This window comes from Nonomuraea antri (assembly GCF_013283785.1).
Lineage (GTDB): Bacteria > Actinomycetota > Actinomycetes > Streptosporangiales > Streptosporangiaceae > Nonomuraea > Nonomuraea antri.
Window position 1 is genome coordinate 1 of record NZ_JABCPZ010000240.1, and the last position, 16,436, is coordinate 16,436.

A 16,436-nucleotide genomic window follows, 5' to 3' on the forward strand; every position below is an offset into this window, starting at 1 on the left:
CCCCGCTGGAGCCGCCACCCGTGCGACGCCCCCAGCTCCTCGACCACCCTCATCCGCCGCCACCCTCATTCATCGCCGCCCGCATTCATCGCCACCCGCATTCATCGCCACCCGCATTCATCGCCACCCTCATCCGTCGCCACCCGCATTCGTCGCCACCCGCGTTCGTCGCCGCCCGCGTTCGTCACCACCCTCACTCGTCGCCGATCTCGTCCGCGATGTGCTCGGCCACCCCCACCGAGGCCGCCTCCACCAGCGCGAGCACCTCCTCGAACCCCTCGCGCCCGTCGTAGTAGGGGTCGGGCACCTCGGCGCCCTCGGGCGCCGCGGGGTCGAACGAGCGGAACAGCCGCACCTCCACCCCGGCGGGCGCGAGCCGCCGCAGGTTGGACACGTTGTCGCGGTCCATGGCGAGCACCAGGTCGTAGCGGTCGAACCAGTCCTCGGTGAACTGCCTGGCCCGGTGCTCGGACCCGTCGTAGCCGAACCTGGTCAGCGTCTCCAGCGCCCGTTCGTCCATCGGGTCACCGACGTGCCAGCCGCCCGTCCCCGCGCTCTCGACGATGACGCGATGGGCCAGGCCGCGGTCGGCGAGCGTCTTGCGCAGCACCACCTCCGCCATCGGCGAACGGCAGATGTTCCCCATGCACACCAGGCATACGCGATAAGTCATGTCTCCATCATGAGGCTGACCAGCCACGTTCACCGAACGATCCGCGCCAGGTGACCGGCGATCCCCTCCGCCGCCGACTCGATCAGCCCGAACACGCGCTCGAACTCGGCCTCGCCCCGCCGGTACGGATCGGGCATCTCCGCCCCTTCAGGGGCCGACGGGTCGAAGGACCTGAACAGCCGCACGTGCGCCCCCGCGGGGGCCAGTCTCCGCAGCGCGGACTGGTTCACCCGATCCATGGCCAGCACCAGGTCATAGCGGCCGAACCAGTCCTCCGCGAACTGCCTGGCCCGGTGCGCGGACCCGTCGTAGCCGAACCTGGTCAGCGTCTCCAGCGCCTGCTCGTCCATGCCCGATCCGGCGAACCAGCCCTCGGTCCCGGCGCTCTCCACGATCACCCGTCCGTCCAGCCCGTGTGCGGCCAGTTTCGCGCGCAGGACCACCTCGGCCATCGGCGAACGGCAGTAGTTCGCCATGCACACCACACAGATGCGATACGCCATGCCTCCCATCATGTGCCCCCATGGCCACTCATGAGGGTGACCAGGCGCGTTCACCGAACGTTCACCCGCCATAGGGGGTCTGAGTCACTTTCGCTGCATAGCTTCATGGCGACTAAGGACCAAGTGGAGGGACCCAAAACCGTGAAGTATGCAGGCCGGCTCGCCGCCGTCGCCGTCGTCGGCGCGCTCTCGCTCGCTGCGTGCGGCACAGACAACAACACCCCTGGCGGCGCGAACGCGAGCAACACCGCCAGCGCCACCGCCGCCGGCAACGACAGCGGTCTGAGCGGCTCGATCAACGCCGCCGGGTCCTCGGCCCAGGCCAACGCGATCGACCAGTGGAAGCAGACCTGGCAGTCGCAGAACTCCGGCGTCAGCCTGAACTACCAGCCCAGCGGCTCGGGCGCCGGTGTGCAGGCGTTCATCCAGGGCACGGTCGCCTTCGCGGGTTCCGACTCGGCTCTCAAGGACGACAAGGGCGAGCCCGCCGCGGCCGACGCCCGCTGCAAGACCGGCAAGGCCATCAACATCCCGATGGTGACCGGCCCGGTCGCGGTGGTCTACAACCTGCCCGGCGTCGACGGCCTGCAGCTGTCGCCGAAGACGCTGACCGGCATCTTCAACAGCCAGATCACCAAGTGGGACGACGCGGCCATCAAGGCCGACAACCCCAGCGCCAAGCTGCCGTCCACGCCGATCCAGGCCTTCCACCGGGCCGACGAGTCCGGCACCAGCGACAACTTCACGAAGTTCCTCAAGGAGACGGCCGAGTGGCCGTACGAGCCGGCCAAGGCCTGGCCCGCCGAGGCCAAGGGCCAGGGCGCCAAGGGCTCCGACGGCATCGCCTCCTCGATCAAGGACACCGAGGGCGCGATCAGCTACGTCGAGCTCTCGTACGCCGAGAACTCCCAGCTCCAGAAGGCCAAGGTGGCCAACGGCGCGGGCGAGTTCGTGGAGCTGACGCCGGAGAGCGCGGCCAAGACGGTCGAGACCGCCGAGATCAAGGGCACCGGCAACGACCTCAAGCTGGGCATCGACTACGCCACCAAGACCCCGGGCGCCTACCCGATCGTCCTGGTGACGTACGAGATCACCTGCGAGAAGGGCCTGCCGGCCGACCAGGTCAAGCTGGTCAAGTCGTTCCTCACCTACACCGCCAGTGACGCGGGCCAGTCGGAGCTGAAGACGCTGGGCTACGCCCCGCTCTCCGGCGCGCTGCTGACCAAGGTCCGCGCCGCCGTGGACGCGATCTCCTAACACCCCATGACGACCAACGTTCGTACCCGTGGAGGCGGGCCGGCCACGCGCCGGTCCGCCTCGCGGCGCAGCCATGGCGAAGGTCCCTTCCGCTACCTGTCGACCGGCGCGGGCATCGTGCTGCTGGGGATCATGACGGCCATCGCCGTCTTCCTCATCGCCGAGGCCATCCCGGCTCTGCGGGCCAACAAGGGCGACTTCTTCACCGACCTGACCTGGAACCCCAACGGTGACCAGGTCTTCGGCATCGCCGCTCTCGCCTTCGGCACCGTGCTCAGCTCGGCCATCGCGCTGGTGATCGCGACCCCGATCGCGGTCGGCGTGGCCCTGTTCATCTCCCACTACGCGCCGCGCAAGCTGGCCTCGCCGCTCGGCTACCTGGTCGACCTGCTGGCGGCGGTGCCGTCGGTGGTCTACGGCCTGTGGGGCCTGGCCTTCCTGGTGCCGCTGCTGCGCACGCCGTCGCAGTGGCTGAACGAGCACCTGGGCTGGTTCCCGCTGTTCGCCGGCGAAGGCGCGATCGGCGGCAAGACCATGCTCGCGGGCGGCATCGTCCTGGCGATCATGATCCTGCCGATCATCGCGGCGATCTCCCGCGAGGTCTTCCTCCAGGCGCCGAAGATGAACGAGGAGGCCGCGCTCGCCCTGGGCGCCACCCAGTGGGAAATGATCAGGATGGCGGTGCTGCCGTTCGGCCGGCCCGGCGTGATCAGCGCCGCGATGCTCGGCCTGGGCCGCGCGATGGGTGAGACCATCGCGGTCGCGCTGATCTTCCCGGCGACCTTCGACATCACCTTCGAGATCCTGACCCCGCACGCCAACAGCATCGCCGCCAACATCGCCAACGGCTTCGGCGAGATCACCCCGATCGGCCGCGGCGCGCTGATCGCCTCGGGTCTGGTGCTGTTCGTCATCACGCTGCTGGTGAACACGGCCGCCCGCCTGGTCATCAACCGCCGCAAGGAGTACGCGAGGGCCGGAGCATGACCATTCAGCACATCTCCACCGGCCGCCGGATGAAGGACCGCTTCGTCCGGGTGCTGGTCTATCTGGCGTTCGCGCTGGCCGTGGTGCCGCTCGTGTCGGTGCTGTGGCTGGTGATCTCGAACGGCATGGCCCGCTTCGACCTGGAATTCCTCACCCACTCGATGCGGAACATCGGCGCCCGCGACGCCGGCGGCGGCGCTTACCACGCCATCATCGGCACGCTGGAGCAGATCCTGCTCGCCTCGGCCATCTCGGTCCCGATCGGCCTGTTCACGGCTATCTACCTGGTCGAGTACGGCAACGGCGGCCGGCTGAGCCGGGCCATCAGCTTCTTCGTGGACGTCATGACCGGCGTCCCGTCCATCGTCGCCGGTCTGTTCGTGCTGGCCTTCTGGATCCTGTTCCTGGGCCTGCCGTACTCCGGGTTCGCCGGCGCGATGGCCCTGTCGATCCTGATGATGCCGACCGTGGTCAGATCGGCGGAGGAGATGCTCCGCCTGGTGCCGAACGACCTGCGCGAGGCCTCGTACGCGCTGGGCGTGGCCAAGTGGCGGACGATCGTGAAGGTCGTCCTGCCGACCGCGTTCACCGGCATCGTGACCGGCGTCATGCTGGCCGTCGCGCGTGTCGCGGGCGAGACGGCGCCGCTGCTGCTCACGGTGTTCTTCACCGACTCCATCAACAACGACCCGTTCAACGGGCCGCAGATGGGCCTCCCACTCCTGGTGTTCGACCAGGCGGGCCGTCCCAGCGACACCGCCATCGACCGGGCCTGGGCCGGAGCCCTCACGCTCATCCTGATCGTCATGCTGCTCAACCTGGTGGCGCGCCTGATCGCCTGGTGGCGGTCGCCCGCCAGGGGCCGATAGGGGGTAATCGCCACAATGTCCAAGCAGATCCAGGTCTCGGGCCTCGACGCCTATTACGGCGGGCACAAGGCCATCGAGGACGTCTCGATGACCATCGAGCCGCGTTCGATCACCGCGTTCATCGGCCCTTCCGGCTGCGGCAAGTCGACGTTCCTGCGCACGCTGAACCGCATGCACGAGGTCATCCCCGGCGCACGCGTGGAAGGCAAGGTGCTGCTCGACGGCGAGGACCTCTACGCCCCCACCGTCGAGCCGGTCTCGGTGCGCCGCATGATCGGCATGGTGTTCCAGCGGCCCAACCCGTTCCCGACGATGTCGATCTACGAGAACGTGGCCGCCGGGCTCCGGCTCAACGGCCGCATCTCCAAGTCCCAGATGGACGGCGTCGTCGAGGAGTCGCTCAAGGGCGCCAACCTCTGGAACGAGGTCAAGGACCGGCTGAACAAGCCCGGCGCCGGCCTGTCCGGCGGTCAGCAGCAGCGTCTGTGCATCGCCCGCGCCATCGCGGTCAAGCCGCAGGTCCTGCTCATGGACGAGCCCTGCTCCGCGCTCGACCCGATCTCCACGCTCGCCATCGAGGACCTGATGGTCAAGCTCAAGGACGAGTACACGATCGTCATCGTCACGCACAACATGCAGCAGGCCGCCCGGGTCAGCGACAGGACCGCGTTCTTCAACCTGGCCGAGCAGGGCAAGCCCGGCAAGGTCGTGGAGATGGACGAGACCTCCCGCATGTTCACCAATCCCTCCCAGAAGGCGACCGAGGACTACATCACCGGGCGCTTCGGCTGATGACCACCCGGCAGGCGGCATCCATTGTGAACGGGGACACGAGGACCAAGCCCGTACTGCTCATCGCCGATCCGGACAAGACGGTGGTGGAGGACCTGGCGACGGCACTGGAACGCGAGGGCGTGGCGGTCACCGGCGCGCCCGACGGCGCCCAGGGGCTGTTGCAGGCGGGCGCGCTGCAGCCGGACGTCGTGCTCGTCTCGGCGACACTGCCCGTCATCGACGCGGTCGAGTTCGTTCGCGCGGTACGGCTCGCCAGGGCCGTACCGGTGTTGCTCGGGGTCGGCGAGGGGCACGCCGAGCAGGCGGTGCAGGCGCTCGCCGCGGGAGCGGCGGCCTGCGTGGCGCGCCCCTACCGGGTGCCCGAGCTGCTGCCGTTCATCCAGGCGGCCTCGCCAGAGTCGCGCAAGCTGCTGGTCGTGGGCGGCGTGGAGCTGGACGTCCAGGCCTATCAGGTACGCGTCGGCGGCCGGGTGGTGCACCTGCCGCTGCGCGAGTTCGAGCTGCTGCAGTACCTGATGCGCAACGCCGACAAGACGGTGACCCGCGAGCAGATCATGCGGCACGTGTGGCACGCGGCGGCGACGACCTCGACGAACACGATCGCGGTGCACGTGAAGCGGCTGCGGGCGCGGCTGGGTGACGACGACGACCGGCTGATCCAGACGGTCCGGGGGGTGGGGTACCGGCTGGTCACGCCGGGATTGCCCACCTGACACCTATTTCCGACATTTCCGGAACGACGGCATGATCCGCTCGACGATGCCCTCGACGGTCGCGATCCCGTACCCCACCTCGGGGCTGTTCTCCGTGAGGACGGCGACGGCGCTGACGCCCCAGTCCTGCCCGGCCACGACCTCGGACATCAGCTTGAGCACGCGCTCGCGGTCCGCGGCCTTGAGCGGGCTCTTCGGCCGGGCGAGTGCGGCCAGCAGGCGGACCTGGTCCTCGGCGGAGGTCGGGGTGATGCCCCAGCAGTACAGGTCGACGCAGTCACCGGGGATCCCCTGCGTGTGACGCAGGCCGAACCTCCGTCCCGCCTTGGTGAAGCCGGGCGCGCCGCCGACGCGGAGCCACAGGCGGTCGGCGGCGTGGTTGTCGCTGTAGCGGATCATGATCTCGGCGTCGCGCCGGACGTCCTTGGGCAGCTTCCGCCACGGCGTCCTGAGCAGCAGGGCCATCAGGATCTGCACCTTGGCGGTGCTGGCGGTGATCAGGCGCGTCGAGCGGTGGTAGCGGTAGAGACGGCCGGTAGTCAGGTCCTTGACCATCGCGGTGACCGGGCCCGGTCTGGCGGCCAGGTAGCGGTCGAGACGCCGGGTGATCTCCTTGGCCGGGATCTTCCTGACCGGGCTCTTCGGCGCCGCCGTGCTGGTGCGGGCCCGCTCCAGCGGGACCGGCCGCCGGGCGCCGGCGTCCGCGGGGACGGCGGGAAACGGCACGAACGCCGCCACCGGCTCCGGACGCTCGGGACCAGGAAGCAGAGGAGCGGCGGGCACGGGATCCGCAGGGCTACCCGAAGCGGCGGACGGGCGGGCGGTGGGTGGGGCGAGGCGTGGGGTGATGGCCAGATGCAGCAGGAGGGCGAGCACCACGAGTACCCGTGGTAACACCCGCCCCCCGCCCGCGATCATCCGTGCATTATCACGAAAAATCGAGATAAGCCGCTAGACGCCCGTCTCGATGAGTTTGGCGATCAGGTCGTCGTCACACGTGGCCCAGAAGTCACCCACGACGTCCTCCAGATGCTGGAGCGAGTCGGCCTGGAAGAGCACGTCCTGATATTTCGTGATGTCGTAGTGCGTGGTGCCCATCGCCGCCAGGTCCAGCGGCCTGATGTCCATCCCGCGGAACTCCTCGATCTCCCCGTACGACGACAGGATCCCCGCCCCGTACGCCTTGAGCTCGCCGGACTCCCGCATCACCCCGAACTCCAGGGTGAACCAGAACACCTTGGACACGAACTCCAGCGCCTCCTCGCCCTCGACCCGGCGGGCCGCGGCGCCCGCCTGGCGGTAGAGGTCGGCGTACCGGGGGTGGGCCAGGGCGTTGGCGTGCCCGATCACCTCGTGGATGACGTCCGGCTCCGGGGTGTAGAACGGCACGGAGTGGTGGCGGATGTACTGCGTCGAATGGAAGTACCCGTCGTCGAGCACCCCGTAGAAGTCGCGCAGCGGCACCAGCCCGGCGGCCGGCAGGTAGCGGAAGCCGGTCAGCGGTTCGAGCAGGTCCGACACCTCTTCGAGCTGCGGGATCCGCTCGCGCGGCAGGCCGAGCCTGGCGGCGCCGTCGAGGTACTCGGCGGTCGCGTACGTGGCGTGCTTGACCGCCAGCTCCCTGATGACCAGCTCCCAGACCGCGTGCTCCTGGTCGGTGTACTCCGCGGTGGGGATGGGCGTGCCCGGGCGGTGGTTCAGCGCGAGCCCGGCGATCGCGTTGCGCCGCTCACGGTAGACCGGGTCCGCGAATCCCGGATGGGACGCGGCCAGCTCCACCACCACCGACCCGTCGTCCTGGGCCGAGATCGGAGCGAAGTACTGCGCTTCCTCAAACATGCAGAGATAACAGCAAATCCCGGTTTTGCTGGCAAGAGCGAGCAGTTTGACTGCGCGATACGCTGGGTTCAGCGCGACAAATACCGAAATTTCTGGTCGAATCGCACAGCCGCAAAGGACGCAGCCATGGACGAATTGGACGCCAGACTGCTCGTGACCATGCGAGCCCATCCCCGCGTCGGCCTGACCGAGCTGGCCCGCCTGCTCGGCGTGGCCCGCGGCACGGTCCAGGCCCGGGTGGAGAAGCTGACCGCCCGTGGCGTGATCGAGGACTTCGGCCCGACCGTCTCGCCGGCGCAGGCCGGGTACCCGATCCTGGCGTTCGTCTGGCTGCAGATCGCGCAGGGCCGGCTGGCCGAGGCGGTGGTGGCGCTGCGCGACGTCCCGCAGATTCTGGAGGTGCACGGGACGAGCGGCCAGCACGACCTGCTGTGCCGGGTGGTGGCCAGGAGCACCGACCACCTGCAGGAGATCATCGCGCACATCCTGGCCTCGCCCGCGGTGCAGCGCACGGACACCACGATCTCGCTGTCCACCCAGATCCCGTACCGGATCGAACCGCTGCTCCTGGACTGACCGGCCGGCCGGTGCCGCTCAGGCGCGCGGGCGCAGGCCGGTCAGCGCGGCCTCGACCACCGCGTCCGCGTATTCGTGCGTCAGCGGCCCCTCGCGGTGCAGCCACCGGCTGCGCAACGGCCCCCACACCAGCTCCACCGCCAGGTCCAGATCGACGTCCGGATCGAGCTGCCCGGCCGCGCGGGCGGCCCGGAGCCGACGCAGCTTGAGCTCCTTGACCGGCTCGTCGAGGCGTTCGCGGTACTCGGCGGCCAGTACGGGATCCACCAGGATCTCGATGGCCAGCGCCCGCATCGGCAGGTCGTAGCGCGGATCGGTCAGCTCGTCGACCGTGGCCCGCAGGACGAGCTTGAGATCGGCCGCCAGATCCCCCGAATCGGGCAACTCGACCTGCTCAGCGCCCTCGACCTGCACGTCGGCGAGCATCAGCAGCGCGTCGAACAGCACCGCCCCCTTCGACGGCCACCACCGGTAGATCGTCTGCTTGCCCGCCCCGGCCCTGGCCGCGATGCCCTCGATGCTCAGCTTGGCGTATCCGACCTCCGCGATCAGCTCCAACGCGGCCTCCAGGATGGCCTGGCGGGTGGCCTCGCTGCGCCGCGCGGCCTGCGGTTTCTTGCGCTGCTCTGTCATGCGGACGAGCGTACCTCAAACAAGACGAGACGGTTCGTCTTGCATTCTCGCCGAAACCTTGTACAGTTCAGTTCTGCAAGACGAGACGGTCCGTCTCGCAGATATCTAAGGAGCAAGCCTTGACCACCACCTCTTCCGATCGCGTCTGGTTCATCACCGGAGCGAGCCGCGGGCTGGGCCGGGCCTTCACCGAGGCCGCGCTCGCCGCCGGCGACCGCGTGGTGGCCGTCGCCCGGACCCTTTCCACGCTCGACCCGCTGACCGCCCAGTACGGCGAGCGCCTGCTCGCACTCCCGCTGGACGTCACGGACCGGGCCGCCGTCCACGCCACCGTCGACGAGGCCGTGCGCCGCTTCGGCAGGCTGGACATCGTGGTGAACAACGCCGGATACCTCGCCATGGGCATGATCGAGGAGTTCACCGAAGAGCAGGCCCGCGCCCAGCTGGAGACCAACTTCTTCGGCGCGCTGTGGGTCACCCAGGCCGTCCTGCCCCATCTGCGGGCGCGGCGGTCCGGGCACATCCTGCAGATCTCCAGCATCGGCGCCCTCACCTCGGGCCCGCTCACCGGCATCTACAGCGCCGGCAAGTACGCGCTGGAGGGCATGAGCGAGGCCCTGGCCGCCGAGGCCGAGTCGTTCGGGATCAAGGTCACCATGGTCGAGCCCGGCGGCTACTGGACCGAGCTGTACACGTCCGGGCTGGTCGCCACCGAGCCGATGGACGCCTACGCCCCGCTGCGCGCCGAGATGGAGCGCCGCTACGCCGCGGGCTCGGTGGACAGCCCGGCGCACCTGGCCGCCGAGGCGATCATGAAGCTGGTGAACAGCGACGACCCGCCGCTGCGCCTGCTGCTCGGCAGCGCGATCTACGACGTGGCCGTGGACGTCACGCGTCAGCGCCTGGCCACCTGGGCGGCCTGGGAGGAGACCAGCCGCGCCGCCGAGCAGGCCACCCCCACCCCCGACGGATACGGAGGACACCAGTCATAACCCCGCAACCCGCCTGCCCGGCCGCCATCACCACGACGAAAGGGGACTCTCCTATGACCACCGCGCAACTCGCCCTCCAGGGCATCACCAAGCGCTACGACGACCACGTCGTGCTCGACCAGGTCTCCTTCACCGTCAAGCCGGGCGAGAAGGTAGGCGTCATCGGCGACAACGGCGCGGGCAAGTCGACCCTGCTCAAGCTCCTCTCGGGGGACGTGCGGCCCGACCACGGCGAGCTGACCGTGGTCGCTCCCGGCGGCGTCGGCCACCTGGCCCAGACGCTGGAGCTGCCGGGCACGGCCACCGTCCAGGACGCCGTCGACCTGGCCCTGGCCGACCTGCGCGAGCTGGAAGCGCACCTGCGCAGGGCGGAGGCGCACCTCGCGTCCGGCGCCGGCGACACGCTCGACACCGCGCTGGAGGCGTACGGCGAGCTGGTCGACCGCTACGAGGCCCGCCACGGCTACGCGGCCGACACCCGCGTGGACCTCGCGCTGCACGGCCTCGGACTCCCCGGCCTGGACCGGCGCCGACGGCTCGGCACGCTGTCCGGCGGCGAACGCGCCCGGCTGGCCCTGGCCGCCACGCTCGCCGCGGAGCCCGAGCTGCTGCTGCTCGACGAGCCCACCAACGACCTCGACGACCAGGCCGTGGCCTGGCTGGAGGCACACCTGCGCGCCCATCGCGGGACGGTGATCGCGGTCACCCACGACCGGGTGTTCCTCGACCGTCTCACGACCACGATCCTGGAGGTCGAGGCCGGCCGGGTGACCAGGTACGGCGACGGCTACGACGGCTACCTCGCCGCCAAGGCCGCCGAGCGGCGGCGCAGATTGCAGGAGTACGCCGACTGGCGCGCCGAGCTGGCCCGCAACCGGCGGCTGGCCGAGTCGAACGCGGCCCGGCTCGACGGCATCCCACGCAAGTCGCCGATGGCGGTCTTCGGGCACGGCGCGTTCCGCCGGCGTGACCGTGGGCACGGCGCGATGAGCCGCATCCGCAACGCCAAGGAAAGGGTCGAACGGCTCACCGTCAACCCGGTCGCGCCGCCGCCCGACCCGCTCGTCTTCACCGCCCACCTCGACCCGGTCGCGCCTCGCACCGGGACGCTCGCGGGGTCTCCCGCCGTGGTGGCCGAGTTGGTGGACGTGCACGTGGACGGCCGGTTGCACCTGCCGTCGCTGCGTCTCGCGCCGGCCGAGCGCCTGCTCGTCACCGGCCCGAACGGGGCCGGCAAGAGCACGCTCATGCGGGTCCTGGCCGGTGAGCTGCGGCCGGACGCCGGTTCCGTCCGCGTTCGCGGCCGGGTCGGGCACCTGCGCCAGGAGGAGACGCCGTGGTCGCCCGAGCTGACCGTCCTGCGGGCCTACGCCGAAGGACGCGGCGGCGACCTGGACGCGCACGCGGAGCGGCTGCTGTCACTCGGCCTGTTCCGGCCGTCCGACCTGGGCCGTCGCGTCGGAACGCTCTCGTACGGTCAGCGCCGGCGGATCGAGCTGGCCCGGCTGGTCAGCGACCCGGTCGACCTGCTGCTGCTGGACGAGCCGACCAACCACCTGTCACCCGCGCTCATCGAGGAACTGGAGGAGGCGTTGACGTCGTATCGAGGCGCGCTGGTGATCGTCACGCACGACCGGCTGATGCGGGCCCGTTTCACCGGCTCGCACCTGTCGCTCCACGCCGGCCACGCCACCGCACTTCAGGCCGCATGACCGCCGGTCGGGGCCGGGGGTCGTCCCCGGCCCCGATCCGCCGGCCGGTCATCCTCCCGCCATGATCCGCCGCCCGCTCACCCGCTCCGGCGTGATGCCCAGGTACTCGTGCCTCTCGCCCCCCACCCACGGCTCCACCGCCGACGCGACGGCGGCGGCGTGCTCGTCGTCCGTCAGGTGCCGCAGCGAGCCCTGGACCAGCACGCTCCAGCCGCTCCTGGTGAGCTCCTCCATGCGATCCACCTCGAACGCCACCGTGTGCGCGGACTCCACCGGCCCGGCGTGCAGCTCGGCGTCGATCTCGCCGCCGGTGGCGGTGCGGAAGACGATGTCGTCGTCCAGGATCTGGAAGTTGACCGGCAGCACCAGCGGCCCCGAGCTGCCGGTGAACCCGATCCTGCCCACCCCGCCGGCCGTCAGCAGCCGCATGCTCTCGGCCTCGTCCAGGTGGACCATCGTCGGGTGCGGCCCCGCCTCCCCGCTCCCCGAAGGAACGTCGGCGGCCTCGCCGATCAGCTCGTCGATGGTCATGTCGAGCGCGTCGGCGATCCTCGCGACGGTGTCGCGCATCGACTCCACCGTCTGCTCTTCGAGGTATCGGAGGTAGGCGAGCGGTACGTCGGCCCGCCGCGCCAGCTCTTCCCTCCTGAGGTTCAGCTCGTCGCGGCGCGAGGCGATCCTGCGCCCCAGGCCCCAGACCGTCGTCAAGTAGCGTGACATGCGCTTTCGGCCCTCTCCCCCGCAGTCAGGTCCACTGCTCAACGTACCCCGGCCAGGCCCGGCCGCCCCGGAACGCGCGAAAGCGCGCACCCCGTGGCGGGATGCGCGCTTTCATGTACTTGTCAGGCGGCGTAGTTCGGGTAACCGTAACCGACGACCTGGCTGGTGGGACGCTTGCGCTCCTCGACCTTGCCGTTGCCGGTGTTGCCCTCGATCGTGGAGATCGTGCCGTCACCGTTGTCCTTGACCACGAAGCCGACATGCTGGATGTCGCTCAGGTCCTTGCCGCCCTTCCAGGAGAAGAACACCACCGAGCCGGGCTTGGCCTGGCTGCCGAAGCGGCCGTTGTCCTTGAACCACTTCGCGTGCGAGACGGTGTAGGCGTCCCAGCCGATCTGGGCGCGGGCGCCGGTGTGCTCACCGACCCAGGAGACGAACATCGAACACCAGGCGGCATTCAGGTAGTCGGCGCGGGCGCCGCCGTCACGGGCCGCGGTCTCGCCACCACGCGTGGAGGAGGCGTACCACTGCTGGAACTTGGTGCCGCCACCCTGGGCGTTCTCCTTCACGCCCACCTGCGAGCGGGCGGTGTCGAGCACCTGAGCGGCGCTGACCTTGACCTTCGCCTCCTCAGGCTTGGCGGCCTGGTCGGCGTGGGCGGTGACGGCGTTGGCGCCCAGGGCGGAGGCGATGACTCCGGCGCCGAGGACGGCGTGGCTGAGGAACTTGGGCATGCGGGAGGTGAGACGGGCGGTGGCCATCAGGCAGAAGACTCCTAGCTTCCATGCCGCTTACCGGGTTAGCTGACGGGTTCGGGCGTGGAAGCTGCCCTACGACGTGGCCCTGGCGGGCGGTGTCGATTCACCCCTTTTACGGACACGTGGGTCCCCGGTTCCATCGGTGATGGATTCAGCGGGCACAGGACGATCCTGTGCGAAGGGATCGGGACGTCATCCGGCGCTGTTGGCTCGAGACGTCGACCGAAGATGCTTCAACGGTAACCTCTGCTCAAAAAGCAGGGCAAATCCGGTAAAGCGCTCGCAAAGTGCGATCCAGGATGCCGGGCCCAGATGAGGGCATCTCGCGCATCCAGCCATGTACAACACACCCCCGGCCCGGGTAATTCCCAGCCCAAGGGACGTCCACAGACCCGGCATCGAACGCCCATCGGAAACCCCACGCGCCCAGTAGCCTCGTGCCCATGAGCAGCCGAGCCCGGATGACACTGAGCGCCGTGCTCATCGTCACCGTCGTCGTGCTCGCCACCCGCGTCTTCGGCGAGCCGGCCGGCTTCGAGCCGCGCCAGGTCACTCCGCTCTCCGACGCCGCGCTGGCCCCACGCAGCCATCACACGGCCGTCTGGACGGGCACCCAGATGCTCGTCTGGGGCGGCGACGACGGCCGCCGAACCTTCGGCGACGGCGCCGCCTACGACCCGTCACGCAACATGTGGCCACATCTGCCCCGTGCGCCCATCCAGCCCCGCAGCCACCATTCGGCCGCCTGGACGGGTAAGGAAATGATCATCTGGGGCGGCACGGCCAAGCCCACAGAAACCGGGATAACCCCGCTCGGCGACGCCGCCGCCTACAACCCGGCGAGCGGCAGGTGGCGTACGATCGCGCAGTCTCCCAGTTCGTTCTGGCAACTCGACGCCCGCGCCACCGCCGTCCCGGGCATGTCGCGATCGCCGTAGAAAGCATGATCCTGGACTATGACACGGTCGCCGACCGATGGGACACCTACGCCACGAACGGCCCCATCCACGACCTCACCGCGGCGGATGGCCGCATCGTCGCCACCAGTCTGGAGAGCGACCGCCTCATCGACTGGACCATCCTCGACCCCGGCAGGGGCTCCGCCGAGAGCCTGGGCGGCTTCCCCCGAGACAGCCCGATCACCGGCCTGGGCATGGCCTTCGACGGCGAGTCCAGGCTCTGGTATCTGATCGAGGAACAGGACGGCAGCATCCTCGATTACTTCCACCTGGAGGTGTATGACGACCCAGAGGGCGAGGACAGGCAACCCTTCACCGCCGTCGACGGCATGTCCGCCCCGATCGACCTCGACCTGCCTGACCAGACCAGCGGCTACTCACTCTTCTGGACCCGTGCCGGACCGCTCGCGATGACCTCGTCCGGTATCAACCGCTACGTGCTCGCGACCGAGACGGTGGAGGTGGACCGGGACAACTCCGACCACCGCTGCGGCGAGTCGACCAGCGTGTGGACGGGAACGTCCCTCATCGTCTGGGGCGGCAACTCCTGTGGCGGCGACGTGAACGCGCCCCTCGGCTGGCAGATCACGCCACCCGACTAACTCGGCGACAACGGCCAGGTGGCCGTTGCGCCAGAGGCGGCTCGTTGACGATCATCGACCTCATGCGACACCGGCCCGAGGCGCTGATCGTGCACGGCGAGATCTCCTTGCGGCGCTGGCAACGCCCCGAGAAGGACTTCGACGTCCTGTACCGGCTGATCGAGGAGTCCCTGGACCATCTGCGCCCCTGGATGCCCTGGGTGACAGGACACAGCCCGGCGGCCACGACCGGCTTCCTCGCCCGCTGCGAGCCGCGGTGGGACAGCGGCGAGGCGTATGACTACGCCCTCATGCATCGCGGCGCGGTCGTCGGCTGCGGCTCGATCTCCACCGGGGACGATCCCGCCGGCCGGGAGCTCGGGTACTGGCTGCATCCGGCGGCGACCGGTCGCGGTGTGGCGAGCCGGGCCGCGACGAGCATGGCCGAGCAGGCACTCATGCTGCCGGACGTGGCCTATGTCGAGATCGTCCATGACGTCGCCAACACCGCCAGCGGCGCGGTGGCCGGACGCGCCGGCTTCACCCAGTTCGACCGCCGCCCGGCCGCGCCCCCGCTCGCGCCCAGCGACAGCGGGATCGAGCTGGTCTGGCGCCGGTACGGCACCCCCGAGCCCGCGACGACACAGAGATGACGGGCGAGCGATCGGCCGGCTACCGGAACCGCTCGCAGAGTCGTTCAAGGCCGAGGCCGCTGATGAGCAGGCGTTCCTTGGCGTTGCCGAGCAGCTCCGCGCTCCACCCGGTGAATCCGCCGTCGCCGAGGTTGAACTCGTCGCCCTCAGGGGTCACGGCGCGGATCTCGAAACACGCGCCGCGGTAGTAGCCGCGCCCGCTCTCGCGACCGTCGTCGAAGGCGAACCCGATCCGAGGATGCGCCGATGCGAGCCGGTCGAGGACCTGCTCGCGCAGCACCTCCCGATGCCGCCCTCCGGTCAGATCGGTGACGAGCACGCGGATCGCGGCGATCCGATACCCGAGCTCACCGACGCTCTCCAGGAGGTCGAGGTGGACGCGGATCTGCTCGGCCAGCGTCCCCGTCTCGAACGAGAACGAGCCCTCGTCCCGGCCCGCGGTGGCCAGCGCCAGCAGCGCGAAGTGCGCTGACATGCCCGGCCCCGCGAACTTCTGCGCACGCACGACCCGATGGATGCTCGCCAGCCTGACTCGTCGCCGTGCGCGCGGATCGTCCCGCAGCAGCTCCCGGCGACGCACCGCGCACTCCAGCGCCAGCACGTTGGTGGCGTCCGAGACGACCTCGGTGTTGCGGACGGTCGTGACCACCTTGTCCTGAGCCACGGTGGCCACCGCCGAGCTGGTGCCCAGCGGACATACCGGTGACAGCTCCACGCCGGCGAACCCGTGCCGGGCCAGGCGTCCGTACATGAACGCCGTCAGCCGCGCCAACTCACCCGGGTCCAGCGCCGAGGGCCTGGTGAAACGGTTGCGCTCGTAGGCTCGCAGGAGCCCGCTCGGTGTCACCGCGGCCGCGCGCCGACGGTAGACCTCCAGTAACAGGGTCTGCAGATCGGCGGGAGAAAGCCGCTCAGCAAGCGCGCTCAACAACCCAGGAGTGGCGCCTTCACGCAAAACCCGATCGAGCCAGGGACCGACCCCCTCGGCCGCCGACGACGTCTGCTCTCCGCTGCCCCGATCGCCCATCCACCCCATGCTGGCGGACGACCAGCCCGCCCGCACCAGATTTACCACCGGAGCTGCCCAGGCCGGAAATGCGGAAAGGGCCCGCACGCACCCGAAGGATACGTGGGGCCCTCCCCAAAAGATTGTCCGGCGGCGACCTACTCTCCCACACCCTCCCGAGTGCAGTACCATCGGCGCAGAGAAGCTTAA

At 69.8% G+C, this 16,436-nt stretch carries 19 protein-coding genes and 1 riboswitch; of the genes, 11 read left to right on the forward strand and 8 right to left on the reverse strand.

What is annotated here, in order from left to right; genetic code table 11:
• Positions 1-193 precede the first annotated feature (193 nt).
• Entirely contained in the window at positions 194-673 is a 480-nt protein-coding gene (locus HII36_RS45590) for a low molecular weight protein-tyrosine-phosphatase (protein ID WP_173529605.1), read from the reverse strand.
• 29 nt (positions 674-702) lie between these two features.
• On the reverse strand, positions 703-1,176 hold the full coding sequence (locus HII36_RS45595; RefSeq protein ID WP_173529606.1) for a low molecular weight protein-tyrosine-phosphatase: 474 nt from the start codon (positions 1,174-1,176) through the stop codon (positions 703-705).
• A gap of 141 nt (positions 1,177-1,317) precedes the next feature.
• On the opposite strand from HII36_RS45595, the gene pstS reads away from it, so the two are divergent.
• Genes pstS through HII36_RS45620 form a run of 5 tightly spaced genes read left to right on the forward strand, consistent with a single transcriptional unit; the run spans position 1,318 to position 5,797 of the window.
• On the forward strand, positions 1,318-2,433 hold the full coding sequence (gene pstS / locus HII36_RS45600; protein WP_173529607.1) for a phosphate ABC transporter substrate-binding protein PstS: 1,116 nt from the start codon (positions 1,318-1,320) through the stop codon (positions 2,431-2,433).
• Positions 2,434-2,439: 6 nt separating this feature from the next.
• Complete coding sequence (pstC, locus tag HII36_RS45605) at positions 2,440-3,420, forward strand: phosphate ABC transporter permease subunit PstC (protein WP_173529608.1); 981 nt, start codon at positions 2,440-2,442, stop codon at positions 3,418-3,420.
• Entirely contained in the window at positions 3,417-4,289 is an 873-nt protein-coding gene (pstA, locus tag HII36_RS45610; protein WP_173529609.1) for a phosphate ABC transporter permease PstA, read from the forward strand. Before pstC ends, pstA begins: the two co-directional genes overlap by 4 nt.
• Before the next feature lie 15 nt (positions 4,290-4,304).
• Entirely contained in the window at positions 4,305-5,081 is a 777-nt protein-coding gene (gene pstB, locus HII36_RS45615) for a phosphate ABC transporter ATP-binding protein PstB (protein ID WP_173529610.1), read from the forward strand.
• Between the two features lie 26 nt (positions 5,082-5,107).
• Entirely contained in the window at positions 5,108-5,797 is a 690-nt protein-coding gene (locus tag HII36_RS45620) for a response regulator transcription factor (protein ID WP_328808188.1), read from the forward strand.
• A 3-nt stretch (positions 5,798-5,800) separates the two neighbouring features.
• Here HII36_RS45620 and HII36_RS45625 read toward each other — a convergent pair whose 3' ends face one another.
• A complete protein-coding gene (locus HII36_RS45625) occupies positions 5,801-6,676 on the reverse strand; it encodes a serine hydrolase (RefSeq protein ID WP_328808189.1) in 876 nt (291 codons plus the stop codon).
• Positions 6,677-6,748: 72 nt separating this feature from the next.
• Positions 6,749-7,636, reverse strand: coding sequence for a phenylalanine 4-monooxygenase (locus HII36_RS45630; RefSeq protein WP_173529613.1), 888 nt, complete (start codon positions 7,634-7,636; stop codon positions 6,749-6,751).
• Between the two features lie 126 nt (positions 7,637-7,762).
• Between HII36_RS45630 and HII36_RS45635 the strand changes: the two genes are divergently transcribed.
• Positions 7,763-8,212, forward strand: coding sequence for an Lrp/AsnC family transcriptional regulator (locus tag HII36_RS45635; RefSeq protein ID WP_173529614.1), 450 nt, complete (start codon positions 7,763-7,765; stop codon positions 8,210-8,212).
• A gap of 18 nt (positions 8,213-8,230) precedes the next feature.
• Here the strand turns inward: HII36_RS45635 and HII36_RS45640 are convergent, their stop codons facing one another.
• Positions 8,231-8,845, reverse strand: a complete 615-nt coding sequence (locus tag HII36_RS45640; RefSeq protein WP_173529615.1) for a TetR/AcrR family transcriptional regulator — start codon at positions 8,843-8,845, stop codon at positions 8,231-8,233.
• 119 nt (positions 8,846-8,964) lie between these two features.
• On the opposite strand from HII36_RS45640, the gene HII36_RS45645 reads away from it, so the two are divergent.
• Positions 8,965-9,837 carry an SDR family oxidoreductase gene (locus HII36_RS45645; RefSeq protein ID WP_173529616.1) on the forward strand — a complete coding sequence of 291 codons (873 nt, stop codon included), beginning with the start codon at positions 8,965-8,967 and terminating at the stop codon, positions 9,835-9,837.
• 53 nt (positions 9,838-9,890) lie between these two features.
• The gene (locus tag HII36_RS45650) at positions 9,891-11,549 is read left to right on the forward strand and encodes a TlrC/CarA/OleB/SrmB family ABC-F type ribosomal protection protein (protein ID WP_173529617.1); all 1,659 of its coding nucleotides are present in this window, start codon (positions 9,891-9,893) and stop codon (positions 11,547-11,549) included.
• A 48-nt stretch (positions 11,550-11,597) separates the two neighbouring features.
• Here the strand turns inward: HII36_RS45650 and HII36_RS45655 are convergent, their stop codons facing one another.
• Positions 11,598-12,269 (reverse strand): helix-turn-helix domain-containing protein, encoded by a 672-nt coding sequence (locus HII36_RS45655; RefSeq protein WP_173529618.1) that lies wholly within the window; start codon positions 12,267-12,269, stop codon positions 11,598-11,600.
• Positions 12,270-12,391: 122 nt separating this feature from the next.
• On the reverse strand, positions 12,392-13,030 hold the full coding sequence (locus tag HII36_RS45660) for a CHAP domain-containing protein (protein WP_173529619.1): 639 nt from the start codon (positions 13,028-13,030) through the stop codon (positions 12,392-12,394).
• Between the two features lie 12 nt (positions 13,031-13,042).
• Positions 13,043-13,194, reverse strand: a riboswitch (cyclic di-AMP (ydaO/yuaA leader).
• A 276-nt stretch (positions 13,195-13,470) separates the two neighbouring features.
• Between HII36_RS45660 and HII36_RS45665 the strand changes: the two genes are divergently transcribed.
• The 3 genes from HII36_RS45665 to HII36_RS45675 are packed head-to-tail and all read left to right on the forward strand — an operon-like array spanning position 13,471 to position 15,220.
• Positions 13,471-13,965, forward strand: a complete 495-nt coding sequence (locus HII36_RS45665; RefSeq protein ID WP_173529620.1) for a Kelch repeat-containing protein — start codon at positions 13,471-13,473, stop codon at positions 13,963-13,965.
• A gap of 5 nt (positions 13,966-13,970) precedes the next feature.
• Entirely contained in the window at positions 13,971-14,588 is a 618-nt protein-coding gene (locus HII36_RS45670) for a hypothetical protein (protein ID WP_173529621.1), read from the forward strand.
• 44 nt (positions 14,589-14,632) lie between these two features.
• Positions 14,633-15,220 carry a GNAT family N-acetyltransferase gene (locus HII36_RS45675; protein ID WP_217370773.1) on the forward strand — a complete coding sequence of 196 codons (588 nt, stop codon included), beginning with the start codon at positions 14,633-14,635 and terminating at the stop codon, positions 15,218-15,220.
• A 19-nt stretch (positions 15,221-15,239) separates the two neighbouring features.
• Here the strand turns inward: HII36_RS45675 and HII36_RS45680 are convergent, their stop codons facing one another.
• Positions 15,240-16,148, reverse strand: a complete 909-nt coding sequence (locus HII36_RS45680; protein WP_217370774.1) for a hypothetical protein — start codon at positions 16,146-16,148, stop codon at positions 15,240-15,242.
• Positions 16,149-16,436: the final 288 nt, after the last annotated feature.

What these genes read in the sequence shown, in the direction of transcription:
- HII36_RS45635 (WP_173529614.1), top strand. Translation starts at nt 7,763, where the DNA reads ATGGACGAATTGGACGCCAGACTGCTCGTGACCATGCGAGCCCATCCC.
- HII36_RS45655 (WP_173529618.1), bottom strand. Translation starts at nt 12,269, where the DNA reads ATGTCACGCTACTTGACGACGGTCTGGGGCCTGGGGCGCAGGATCGCC.
- pstC (WP_173529608.1), top strand. Translation starts at nt 2,440, where the DNA reads ATGACGACCAACGTTCGTACCCGTGGAGGCGGGCCGGCCACGCGCCGG.
- pstA (WP_173529609.1), top strand. Translation starts at nt 3,417, where the DNA reads ATGACCATTCAGCACATCTCCACCGGCCGCCGGATGAAGGACCGCTTC.
- HII36_RS45630 (WP_173529613.1), bottom strand. Translation starts at nt 7,636, where the DNA reads ATGTTTGAGGAAGCGCAGTACTTCGCTCCGATCTCGGCCCAGGACGAC.
- HII36_RS45595 (WP_173529606.1), bottom strand. Translation starts at nt 1,176, where the DNA reads ATGGCGTATCGCATCTGTGTGGTGTGCATGGCGAACTACTGCCGTTCG.
- HII36_RS45650 (WP_173529617.1), top strand. Translation starts at nt 9,891, where the DNA reads ATGACCACCGCGCAACTCGCCCTCCAGGGCATCACCAAGCGCTACGAC.
- pstB (WP_173529610.1), top strand. Translation starts at nt 4,305, where the DNA reads ATGTCCAAGCAGATCCAGGTCTCGGGCCTCGACGCCTATTACGGCGGG.
- HII36_RS45670 (WP_173529621.1), top strand. Translation starts at nt 13,971, where the DNA reads ATGATCCTGGACTATGACACGGTCGCCGACCGATGGGACACCTACGCC.
- HII36_RS45640 (WP_173529615.1), bottom strand. Translation starts at nt 8,845, where the DNA reads ATGACAGAGCAGCGCAAGAAACCGCAGGCCGCGCGGCGCAGCGAGGCC.
- HII36_RS45665 (WP_173529620.1), top strand. Translation starts at nt 13,471, where the DNA reads ATGAGCAGCCGAGCCCGGATGACACTGAGCGCCGTGCTCATCGTCACC.
- HII36_RS45660 (WP_173529619.1), bottom strand. Translation starts at nt 13,030, where the DNA reads ATGGCCACCGCCCGTCTCACCTCCCGCATGCCCAAGTTCCTCAGCCAC.
- HII36_RS45590 (WP_173529605.1), bottom strand. Translation starts at nt 673, where the DNA reads ATGACTTATCGCGTATGCCTGGTGTGCATGGGGAACATCTGCCGTTCG.